The sequence below is a fragment of the Streptomyces sp. NPDC001515 genome (genome assembly GCF_053597115.1).
This window is the reverse complement of record NZ_JBSFHN010000070.1, coordinates 1-10,652: the sequence shown is the minus strand read 5'-3', so window position 1 is coordinate 10,652 and position 10,652 is coordinate 1. Positions and strand designations below refer to the sequence as shown.

The window sequence follows — 10,652 nt, the reverse complement described above, 5'->3', positions numbered from 1 at the left end:
GCCGGGAACAGCAGCGTGCCGTCACGATGCATCTCGTACAGCCGGTGCACACCCGTCGTCGTCTCCTCCGTCACCCCACGGATCTCCGAGGCGAGGACGGACCAGTCCAGGGTGCTCTTCTCCAGCAGGGCGCGGACGACGGCCAGTTCCTCGTTCTCGGCGGCGGGGAGCGCCCCCGTCTTCTGGTAGTCGACGCCCTTGTGGACGAGGAGGGTGGCGTCTCCCCCGTCGTCCAGGATCATGTTCGGGCCGGAGTGGCCGGGCCAGGTCAGGGCCTGCTCGGTGCACCACCAGTACTCCTCCAGCGTCTCGCCCTTCCAGGCGAAGACCGGGACACCGGCGGGGGCCTCCGGGGTGCCGTCCGGACCCACGGCGATGGCGGCGGCGGCGTGGTCCTGGGTGGAGAAGATGTTGCAGGAGACCCAGCGGACCTCGGCGCCCAGGGCCACCAGGGTCTCGATGAGCACGGCCGTCTGCACGGTCATGTGCAGCGAGCCCATGATCCGGGCGCCGGCCAGCGGCCGCGCCTCGGCGTACTCCTCGCGGAGGGACATCAGGCCGGGCATCTCGTGCTCGGCGAGCGTGATCTCCTTGCGGCCGAACGCCGCGAGGGAGAGATCCGCGACCTTGAAATCGGTGAAGGCGGCGTTCGGCTGAGCGGGCATGCGTACTACTCCTCGGGAGGGGAAAGGGTGGTCGGGGCCGTACCACCGGTCACGGCACGGCGGTGAGCGCGGGGGCGATCTCGTCCGCGGCGTCACTGCCGTAGGCGCGCGCGACCGTGGCGAGCAGAGCATCGCGGTCGACGCGGTACGCCTGGGAGCCGACGGCCCCCAGGGCCGCCGCCGCGGTCACACAGCCGAGCCGGGCCGACGCCGCGAGCGGCAGCCCCGCGCCGACGCCGGCGAAGAACCCGGCGCGGAAGGCGTCGCCGCCGCCGGTCGGATCGGCGACCTCGACACCGGGCACGGCGGCCACCGTCAGCGTCGGCTCGTCCACGGCGTCGATGCGGACGCCTCCGCCGCCCAGGGTGGTGACCCAGGTGTCGACGCGCTCCAGCACCTCCTCACGGGTCCAGCCGGTGCGCTCCAGCAGCAGGGCCGCCTCGTACTCGTTGGTGAGCAGCCACCGGGCGCCCGCGACCAGGTCCCGGACCTCCTCGCCGTCGAGGCGGGCGAGCTGCTGGGACGGGTCGGCGGCGAAGGGCAGGCCCAACTGGCGGCACTCCTCGGTGTGCCGGAGCATCGCCGCCGGGTCGTTCGGGCAGACGAGGACCAGATCGGGGCGGTCCCAGGAGCCGACCAGCTGCCACAGGTCGATCTCGCGGGCCTCTTCCATGGCGCCGGCGTAGAAGGAGGCGATCTGGTTGGCGTCCTGGTCGGTGATGCACATGAAGCGGGCGGTCTGGTGCTCGACGGAGACCCGCACGGCGCCCGTGTCGACCCCGTGTTCCTTCAGCCAGACCTCGTACTCGGCGAAGTCGGGGCCCACGGCACCGACCAGCAGCGGATGGAGACCGAGGCTGCCCAGGCCGAAGGCGATGTTGGCCGCGACCCCGCCCCGGCGGACGTCGAGCCCGTCGACCAGGAAGGAGAGCGAGACATGGGCGAGCTGATCGGGGATCAGCTGGTCGGCGAACCTGCCGGGAAAGGCCATGAGGTGGTCCGTGGCGATGGAGCCTGTCACCGCGATGCGCACACTAACTCCTGAACTCCTGTAGGGCGGCCCGCATCCGGGCCGCGGCGAAGACGGTGCCGGCGTTCCCGGTCAGGCGCCGACGGCGGCGCTGAGGGCGGCGGCCCGGTCGGTGCGCTCCCAGGCGAACTCCGGCAGCTCCCGGCCGAAGTGGCCGTAGGCGGCGGTCAGGGAGTAGATCGGGCGGAGCAGGTCGAGATCGCGGATGATCGCGGCCGGGCGGAGGTCGAAGACCTCGGAGACCGCCTTCGCGATCCGCTCCTCGTCGACCGTGGCCGTGCCGAAGGTCTCGATGAACAGGCCGACCGGCTCGGCCTTGCCGATCGCGTACGCCACCTGGACCTCGCAGCGGGACGCGAGCCCGGCGGCGACGACGTTCTTGGCGACCCAGCGCATCGCGTACGCGGCGCTGCGGTCCACCTTCGACGGGTCCTTGCCCGAGAAGGCACCGCCGCCGTGGCGGGCGTAGCCGCCGTAGGTGTCGATGATGATCTTGCGGCCGGTGAGGCCGGCGTCGCCCATCGGGCCACCGATCTCGAACCGCCCGGTCGGGTTGACCAGGAGCCGGTAGTCGTCCGTCTCCAGCTTGATGTCGTCCTCGGCGAGCTGGGCGAGGACCACCTCGACCACATGGCGGCGGATGTCCGGCACCAGCAGCTCGTCGAGGTCGATGCCGGAGGCGTGCTGCGAGGAGACGACGACGGTGTCCAGCCGGACCGGGCGGCTGCCGTCGTACTCGATGGTGACCTGCGTCTTGCCGTCGGGGCGCAGATACGGGACGGTGCCGTCCTTGCGGACGTCGGTGAGCCGGCGCGACAGCCGGTGGGCCAGCTCGATGGGCAGGGGCATCAGGTTCGGTGTCTCGTCGGTCGCGTAGCCGAACATCAGGCCCTGGTCACCGGCGCCCTGCCGGTCCAGCTCGTCCTCCTCCTTCCGCGAGGCGCCCTCGACGCGTTTCTCGTACGCGGTGTCGACGCCCTGCGCGATGTCCGGGGACTGCGCCCCGATGGAGACCGAGACGCCGCAGGACGCGCCGTCGAAGCCCTTGGCCGAGGAGTCGTAGCCGATGTCGAGGATCTTCTCGCGGACCAGGGTGGGGACGTCGGCGTACGCCCGGCTCGTCACCTCCCCCGCGATGTGCACCTGGCCGGTGGTGATGAGCGTCTCGACGGCGACGCGGGAGGTCGGGTCCTGCCTGAGCAGTTCGTCGAGGATCGCGTCGCTGATCTGGTCAGCGATCTTGTCGGGGTGGCCCTCGGTCACGGACTCCGAGGTGAACAGGCGACGGGACATGGCTCTCCAGAAGGGTGCGTGGTCGGACGGTGGGCGTGCGTGGGCTCTTCCCGCACGTTCCGCGGCGGCTTGGATCACTGGAGCAGCCGCCGGTCACCCGAAGGTGTGCACGGCGATCGCGCCTCTCACGGTCGTGCCCGGGGCTTGAGAACGGTTCGAAGAGTGCTCGATCCGGCCGGAGGGCCGGTGGAACGGGGCAGCCGGTCAGCTGCCGACCAGCGCGATCCGGGGGGCGCCGAGGTGCGTGACGGGGGTACGCCGGCGGAGTTCGGCCACCGTCGAGGCCAGGGCACGGGCGAACTCGGCGATGTCCTGCGGGCTGGTGCCCTCGCCCACCGAGGCGCACAGGGCGGTGGTGGCCGCCCCGGGCAGGGTGAGCAGCGGCGTCTCGTCGGCCACCGTCTTGCGCACCGCCACACCGCGTTCGGCGAGTCCGCACCGGATGAGCGCGGCGGACAGCTCCGGGTGGTGGAAGGCGACCATCGCGGACTGGTGGCGGCCGGATGTCAGCAGTTCGACGCCCGCGACCGAGGCGGCGGCCGTACGCAGCGCCGTGGCTCGTTCGTCGTACGAGGGGGCCGGCCGTTCGGCGCGGTGGACCAGGGCGGAGGCGAACGCGGCGACGGCGGCGGTCGTCGGCACGGGCGAGACGACGGCGGTCGCCCGGGGGGCCCGGTCGCCGGCGTCCGCCCGGATCAGCGCGTCGCGCAGCGCCGGCGCCACGTACGCGAAACCGACCGCGCGCGGGCCGCGCAGGAACCGCCAGCCGTCGCCGGTCAGCAGGTCGCAGCCGATGCGCGCCACGTCGACGGGCACCTGCCCCAGCGCGTACGCCGCGTCGACCGCGTACAGGCAGCGGTGCGGGGCGAGGAGGCGGCCGATCTCCTCGACCGGGTTGACGATGCCCCGGCTCGCGGGGACGTGCGGGACGGAGACCAGCGCCACCGTGTCGTCCAGATGCGCGCCCATCCACGCCAGGTCCAGATCGCCGTCGGGGCGCAGCGGGACGACCTCGATGCGGCAGCGGGTGCGGTCGCGCAGCGACCGGAGGGCAGTGAGGTGGGCGGCGCTCTCGTACGGCGTGGTCCAGATCCGGTCGCCCCGGCCGAGGGTGAGGCCCGACAGCAGCGCCTCGTACGCGGCGGCGCCGCCGGTGAACAGTTCGGTGTGTCCGTCGGGTGTGTTGAGCAGCCGTTCCAGCCGGTGGTGGACCTCTCCGTGTACGAGGTCGCCGACCCGCTCCTCCAGTTCGTGCGGTCCGAAGCGGTCCTCGACGCGGACGCACTCGGTGAGAACCGTGCGGACCGAGGCGGGCATCCGGCCCTGACCTGCCGTGTTCAGGTGAATCATGTCCAGGGCCTCCTCTGTGCCAAAACATTGCCAAGTGGATTGGCAATAGATTGCCTACAGGGCGGGGAATTTGGCAACGCCCGCTCCAGCGGGGCTCAAGTTCTGGCAATACGCGGTGCCATGGCAAGAGGTGGCCGGCACAAAGGGTCCGCGGAGGCCCGTACGGGCACCCGCACGGGCAAGCTGCCATACATGCAGGTCAGTTGGGGGGAGGCTGATGCGTCGGCGGCTCTCCCGAGGCGCGTTCGGGTCAGGGAATTGCCTGACTCAAGGAATTCTTGAGCACATTGCGACCGGAATCCAAGGCACAGTTGTCAATCTTCTTGCCAAGGAACAGCACGCACTGGCAGAACCGAGTCACAGAGGAGTCAGTCATGAAGGGTCTCGCCCGAGGTCTGGTCGTCACCGCCACGCTCGCCGCCGCGTTTCTCGCCTCGGCCGGGGTCGGCTCCGCCAACGACATCGGCTGGCCGGTCGCACCGACCGCTGCGGACTCGACGAACGACACGATCGGCTGGCCGATCGCGCCCGGCACGACCGACACGACGAACGGCACGAACGACACCATCGGCTGGCCGATCGCCCCGGGCACGACGGACCCGACGGACCCGACGGACCCGACGGACCCGGCGGACGACACGGACACGACGAACGGCACCATCGGCTGGCCGGCGCCCCCGGCCGCCACGGCCCCCGCGAACGGCACCATCGGCTGGCCCGTCATCGGTGCGTGACGGGCGGCCGGCCTCCGCGCGGGGCCGGATCAGGCGCTGTCGGACTCCCGCACGCGCCCCGGGACCACGGCCGCGGACGCCGCCCTCAGCTGGGTCAGCGCCTCCGCCAGCACCCGCCAGATCTCCGCGGCCAGGTCGATGTTCCCGCTGGCCTGCGCCTCCGCGGCCAGGGCGCCGAGGCCCTGGACACCGCTCTCGTCGCCCTCCAGCACCGCCAGCTGATGGCGCAGGACGTCGAAGCGCACCCGGTCCCGATACGTCATCAGCTCGTCGCGGGCCAGCTCAGCGAGCAGCGTACGGGCGTCGTCGTAGCGGCCGGTGACGAACGCCAGGTCCGCCTTGAGGCCGGCCATCTCCTGGTCGAGCGCCTCCGTGCGCACGAAGACGAGCGCCGATTCCGCCTCGGCGATGCGCTGTTCGGCCGCCGCCGCATCGGCCGGTGAGCGCTGGAGGTACAGCCGTCCGGCCGCCATCCGCAGGCGCACCCACAAGGTCAGGTCCTCGGCGCTGGAGAAGCCGTCGAGCGCCTCTTCGAGGATGCGCCGCGCGCTCTCGTAGTCGCCCTGCCGCGCCCGTACGGCGGCCACCGTCCACAGCGCCTCCGCCCACAGGGTGTCCGAGCGCCCCTCGACCAGGTCCGCGAGTTCGTCGACGTGGACGCGGGCGTCGGGGAGACGGCCCGCCTCCGTCTCCACGGACGCCAGGGCCAGCAGGACGGCGGCCCGGTCCTCGACGCCGAGATCCGCCTCGCAGGCCAGCCGGTGGGCGTCCTCGCCCAGCGCGAGCGCGGACTGGATCTCACCGACGGACCGCAGACAGCGGGCGAGCCGGGTCAGCCCGCGCACCCGCAGTTCGGGCAGCGCGACCTCGTCGCCCAGCCGGACCAGGTCCTCCAGCAGGGCCCGCTCGCCCACATGGTCCCCCTCGATCCGGCGGGACTGGGCGAGCAGCCACAGCGCCTGCCAGCGCAGCGCCGGCGATTCGTGGCTCTCGGCGTCGTACGCCTCGCGGAGCACGTCGACGGCGGTACCGGCGCCCGTGGAGGTGGCCAGGGTGAGCGCGTGCGCCAGGGACCCGGCGGCGGGCTCCTCGAACTCCGAGGGCTGGAGGCCGAGCCGTTCGGCGAGATAGGCCACGACGCGCTCGGTGGGCTGGCGCCCGCCGGACTCCAGCCGGGAGAGGTAGCCGGTCGACATGCCGTCCCCGGCCAGCGCGGTCTGGGACAGCCCCCGGGCCAGACGGATCTTCTTCAACCGGCTTCCGAACGCGGGCTGTCGCAACATGGACCAATTCCTCAAGGAGAGCAGCGGGTCGGGACGCGTGCACGAGCGGGGCCGCGGAGGGGAACACGCGGGCCTGGGCCACGATCGGACCACGAGCGTACGGCCCCTGCCAAGGACCGGGCAAACGTTTGCCAGCGCCCACGACCGGGTCTCCAACCCGGCTCACCTGGCGCTTCGGCTCCGCTCGACCGCCCCGCGAGCGGGACCCGACCCGATCCCGAGCGTTTCGAGGCAGCATGTCGAGCAGCCGTGCCGAAGCGCGTGTCCTCGTAGGGGAGTCGCTGATGAAAGCCCTGGTGAACGCGTCGGGACCGGAGAAGTCCGATGACGACATCGGGTGGCCCAGACAGTCGGTTCAGCGCCGGGGGAGGATTCTGCGCGGCCCGACCTCCGGGTGGCCCGGACGCCGCCACTCACGGGGGTAGCCGACCGAGACCTCTTCGAACCGGACGCCGTCGTACCACGTGGTCCGGGGGATGTGCAGATGTCCGTAGACCATGGTGTGCACGGGGAACCGGGTGTGCCAGTCGGCGGTCCGGGTGGTGCCGCACCACTGCGCGAACTCCGGGTAGCGCAGGATGTCCGTCGGCTGGCGTACCAGCGGATAGTGGTTGACGAGGACGAGCGGCACAGCGGGGTCGTGTGCGGCGAGCCGGGCCTCGGTCTCCCGCACCCGGTCGCGGCACCAGGCGTCACGGCTGGGGTACGGGTCGGGGTGGAGCATGAACTCGTCGCTGCACACGACGCCGGCCTCGTACGCCAGCTCCAGGGACTTCTGCTTGGTGGCGACGCCGGGGGCGAGGAAGCTGTAGTCGTACAGCAGGAAGAGCGGCGCGACGGTCACCGGGCCGCCGGGGCCGCTCCACACGGGGTAGGGGTCCTCGGGGGTGACCACGCCCAGGCCGCGGCAGAGGGCGACGTAGTACTCGTAGCGCTCCACGCCCCGGAGCTGGAGCGGGTCCTCACGCGGGGTCCACAGCTCGTGGTTGCCAGGTGTCCAGAGCACCTTGGCGTACCGGCCGCTGAGGCGGGTCAGCACCCATTCGACGTCCTTGGACATCTCGCCGCAGTCTCCGGCGACGATCAGCCAGTCCTCGTCCGACTCCGGACGCATCCGCTCCAGGAGCTCCCGGTTGTCCGTGAACGCGGCGTGCAGATCGCTCACGGCCCAGAGGCTCGCGTTCTCCTGGTGCGGCATATGTGGTGACCTTCTCCGTCGTTTCCGGTAACGCTCCAGTCGTACACGACTTCGGTCGCCCACGATGGAACGGAACCGGGCACCCCCGTCCCGGTGCGTGATCCGGCCCCGGGCCCTCCATGTCCTCCCCCGACGGGACGGCCCGGGTTCCGGACTCCGTGCCCGGCGCCCCTCCGGCCCGTCTCCCGCCCGTTCAGGCGGCGAACAGATCGAACGTCGAGGTGCGCCTCGGTCCCGACAGCACGTCGAGCAGCGGGTCGACCGCGAGCATCGCCTGGTGCAGCCGCTGGAGCTGCGGCGAGGGCTCCACTCCCAGTTCCTCGATGAGCCGGCCGCGGAGCCTGCGGTACACATCGAGCGCGGAACTCTGCCGGCCGGAGCGGTAGAGGGCGACCATCACCTGGGAGTGCAGACCCTCGTGCCGGGGATGACGGGCGGTCAGTTCCATGAGTTCGGCAATGAGCTCGGTGTGCCGGCCCATCCGCAGATCCGCGTCGATCCGGCGCTCCACCGCCACCAGCCGGCTCTCGTCGAGACGCATGACCTCGATCTCCAGGACCGGGCCGAGCCGTACGTCGACGAGCGTCTGCCCCCGCCACAGATCGAGGGCGGTACGCAGACGCTCGGCGGCGAGGGCGTTGTCACCCTGTTCGAAGGCGATCTGGCCCTCACGCGCGAGTTTCTCGTAGACGCGGACGTCGATATCCATTTCCGGTATCTGGAGCAGATATCCGCCGTGCCGGGTGGCGAGGATGTCTTTGACGCCCTCGCGCGAGTCCGGACCCATCGCCGTGCCGAGTCTTCGACGGAGCTGGAGAATATAGGTCTGGAGCGTGGTGAGCGCGCTCTGCGGCGGGTCCGACGCCCAGATTTCCTCCATCAGCGTGGGAACCGGCACCACGCGGCTGGGGTACAGCGCGAGCAGCGCCAGGATCTGGCGCGGCTTGCCGGCGGTCGGGACGATCGACCCGCCGTTGACCTCGGCCGACAACGGCCCCAGAAGCTGAACCCTCATTCGCCCTCCCCGTTGGCGTCCGCTCGCCCATGGCCTCGTGGTGGCCAGAAAGCTGCGCTGGGGAGCAAGCTATCGGGTCAGGACTCACCGAGTGATTTTCTCCAGCGACTCTGTAGCGGACTTCAAATAATTCGCTTTACGCACACGCTCGTTCTTTCTCGCCCTATAAATTCTTCCAGTGAATTGCACCGACGAGAATGTCCCGCGTTCCGCCCGTCAGCTGATGGGCACGGGACCCGCGCCTCCCAGCGGCATCACCGCGCCGTTGAGGGGGTTGCGGCCGTCGTCCACGGGGGTGGCCAGCAGCGACTTCTGCAGGCGGGCCAGACGGGCCGAGGGCTCGATGCCCAGTTCGTGGACGAGGGTGTTGCGTAGCCGGCGGTAGAGCCCGAGCGCCTCGCCCCGGCGGCCGGAGCGGTGCAGGGCGATCATGAACTGGGCGTGCAGGTTCTCGTGGGTGCGGTAACGGCTCACCAGCACCGTCAGCTCCGCCAGCAGCTCGCGGTGGCGGCCCAGCCGCAGATCGGCGTCGATGCGCTGGTCCAGGGCGCAGAGGCGGGTCTCCTCAAGACGCTTGACCTCCATCCCGAGCTGCGCACCGGCCTGCACGCCGGAGAAGGGTTCGCCGGTCCACAGATCCAGCGCCTGGCGCAGGGTCTCGGCGGCGCGGGGGAAGTCGCCCGCGTCCATGGCGCGGTAGCCGATGCCGGCGAGCCGGTCGAACTCCCGGACGTCGCTGACCCCGTCACCGCTGACGAGCATGTAGCCGCCGGGCGCGGTGACCAGGACGTCCTTGGACGTCCGGGCGGGGCGGTCGGGCGGATCCTTGAGAAGCGCCACGGCAATGAGGTCGCGCACCTGGAGCACATAGGTCTGCAGGGTCGTGCGGGCACTGCGCGGCGGCTTGCTCCCCCATAATTCCTCGACGAGGACCGAGACGGGCACGACCTGGTCGGCGTGGAGCGCCAGCAGGGCGAGAACCTGACGCGGCTTGGGCGCGGTCGGCGTGATGGAGACCCCGTTCTCACGGACCTCCAGCGCCCCCAGAGCATCTATGTCCACGCAGCTCGCCTCCCTGGCTTCCGTTCTGGTGCACAAGGCTTCACATTAAAAAACAGCACAGGCGGTTTGTCAATCAGGCCAGGGCTCACCCACCCTTGCTCGCAAGGGACTTGAGGGTGGGCGCGCCCGCGCTACTGAGGCGGATTTCCGTGCTTGCGGGACGGGAGATCGGCGTGCTTGGCGCCCAGCATCGCCAGGGAGCGGATGAGCACCGCACGGGTCTCGGCGGGGTCGATGACGTCGTCGACGAGGCCGCGCTCGGCCGCGTAGTACGGGTGCATCAGTTCGGCCTTGTACTCCTTGACCATGCGGGTCCGCATGGCCTCGGGGTCCTCGGCGTCGGCGATCTGGCGGCGGAAGATGACGTTGGCGGCGCCCTCCGCGCCCATGACCGCGATCTCGTTGGTCGGCCAGGCGTAGGTGAGGTCCGCACCGATGGACTGGCTGTCCATCACGATGTAGGCACCTCCATAGGCTTTGCGCAGGATCAGGGAGATCCTCGGCACGGTCGCGTTGCAGTACGCGTAGAGCAGCTTCGCTCCGTGCCGGATGATCCCGCCGTGCTCCTGGTCGACGCCGGGGAGGAAGCCGGGCACGTCCAGAAGAGTGACGATCGGGATGTTGAAGGCGTCACACATCTGGACGAAGCGGGCGGCCTTCTCGGACGCCTCGATGTCCAGGACGCCGGCCAGGGACTGGGGCTGGTTGGCGACGATGCCGACGACCTGGCCGTCGAGGCGGGCCAGCGCGCACACGATGTTGCGGGCCCAGCGCTCGTGGACCTCCAGATAGTCCCCGTCGTCGACCAGCTCTTCGATCACCTTGTGCATGTCGTACGGGCGGTTCCCCTCGGCGGGCACCAGCTCGTACAGCGCCTCGCCCCGCCGGTCCACGGGATCGTCCGAATCGACCGCAGGAGGGCTCTGACGGTTGTTCTGGGGGAGGAGGGAGAGGAGGTAGCGGACCTCGGCGATGCAGGTCTCCTCGTCGTCGTACGCGAAGTGCGCGACGCCCGAGGTCTC

The 10,652-nt window shown here is 70.9% G+C and carries 10 protein-coding genes; 1 reads left to right on the top strand and 9 read right to left on the bottom strand.

Translation table 11 applies throughout. The annotated features are described in order from the left end of the window. The 4 genes from ACWCXC_RS37110 to ACWCXC_RS37095 all read right to left on the bottom strand — a co-directional run. On the bottom strand, positions 1–665 hold a 665-nt coding region (locus tag ACWCXC_RS37110; protein ID WP_450891782.1), incomplete at its 3' end, for an adenosylhomocysteinase. Between the two features lie 49 nt (positions 666–714). Continuing rightward, positions 715–1,698 (bottom strand): carbohydrate kinase family protein, encoded by a 984-nt coding sequence (locus ACWCXC_RS37105; protein ID WP_450685860.1) that lies wholly within the window; start codon positions 1,696–1,698, stop codon positions 715–717. Between the two features lie 69 nt (positions 1,699–1,767). Beyond that, entirely contained in the window at positions 1,768–2,988 is a 1,221-nt protein-coding gene (metK, locus tag ACWCXC_RS37100; protein WP_450685859.1) for a methionine adenosyltransferase, read from the bottom strand. 204 nt (positions 2,989–3,192) lie between these two features. Beyond that, entirely contained in the window at positions 3,193–4,338 is a 1,146-nt protein-coding gene (locus tag ACWCXC_RS37095) for an aminotransferase class V-fold PLP-dependent enzyme (protein ID WP_450891781.1), read from the bottom strand. Positions 4,339–4,712: 374 nt separating this feature from the next. On the opposite strand from ACWCXC_RS37095, the gene ACWCXC_RS37090 reads away from it, so the two are divergent. Further along, complete coding sequence (locus ACWCXC_RS37090) at positions 4,713–5,072, top strand: hypothetical protein (RefSeq protein ID WP_450891780.1); 360 nt, start codon at positions 4,713–4,715, stop codon at positions 5,070–5,072. Between the two features lie 29 nt (positions 5,073–5,101). Here ACWCXC_RS37090 and ACWCXC_RS37085 read toward each other — a convergent pair whose 3' ends face one another. The 5 genes from ACWCXC_RS37085 to ACWCXC_RS37065 form a co-directional block, all read right to left on the bottom strand. Then, positions 5,102–6,355, bottom strand: coding sequence for a tetratricopeptide repeat protein (locus ACWCXC_RS37085; protein ID WP_450685856.1), 1,254 nt, complete (start codon positions 6,353–6,355; stop codon positions 5,102–5,104). A 355-nt stretch (positions 6,356–6,710) separates the two neighbouring features. Beyond that, the gene (locus ACWCXC_RS37080) at positions 6,711–7,553 is read right to left on the bottom strand and encodes a metallophosphoesterase family protein (RefSeq protein ID WP_450685855.1); all 843 of its coding nucleotides are present in this window, start codon (positions 7,551–7,553) and stop codon (positions 6,711–6,713) included. Positions 7,554–7,746: 193 nt separating this feature from the next. After that, a complete protein-coding gene (locus tag ACWCXC_RS37075) occupies positions 7,747–8,568 on the bottom strand; it encodes an AfsR/SARP family transcriptional regulator (protein WP_450891779.1) in 822 nt (273 codons plus the stop codon). Positions 8,569–8,784: 216 nt separating this feature from the next. Next, positions 8,785–9,630: an AfsR/SARP family transcriptional regulator gene (locus tag ACWCXC_RS37070; RefSeq protein WP_450685853.1), complete on the bottom strand. Its 846-nt coding sequence runs from the start codon at positions 9,628–9,630 to the stop codon at positions 8,785–8,787. Positions 9,631–9,761: 131 nt separating this feature from the next. Next, the coding region (locus ACWCXC_RS37065; RefSeq protein WP_450891778.1) for an acyl-CoA carboxylase subunit beta at positions 9,762–10,652 on the bottom strand (891 nt) is incomplete at its 5' end.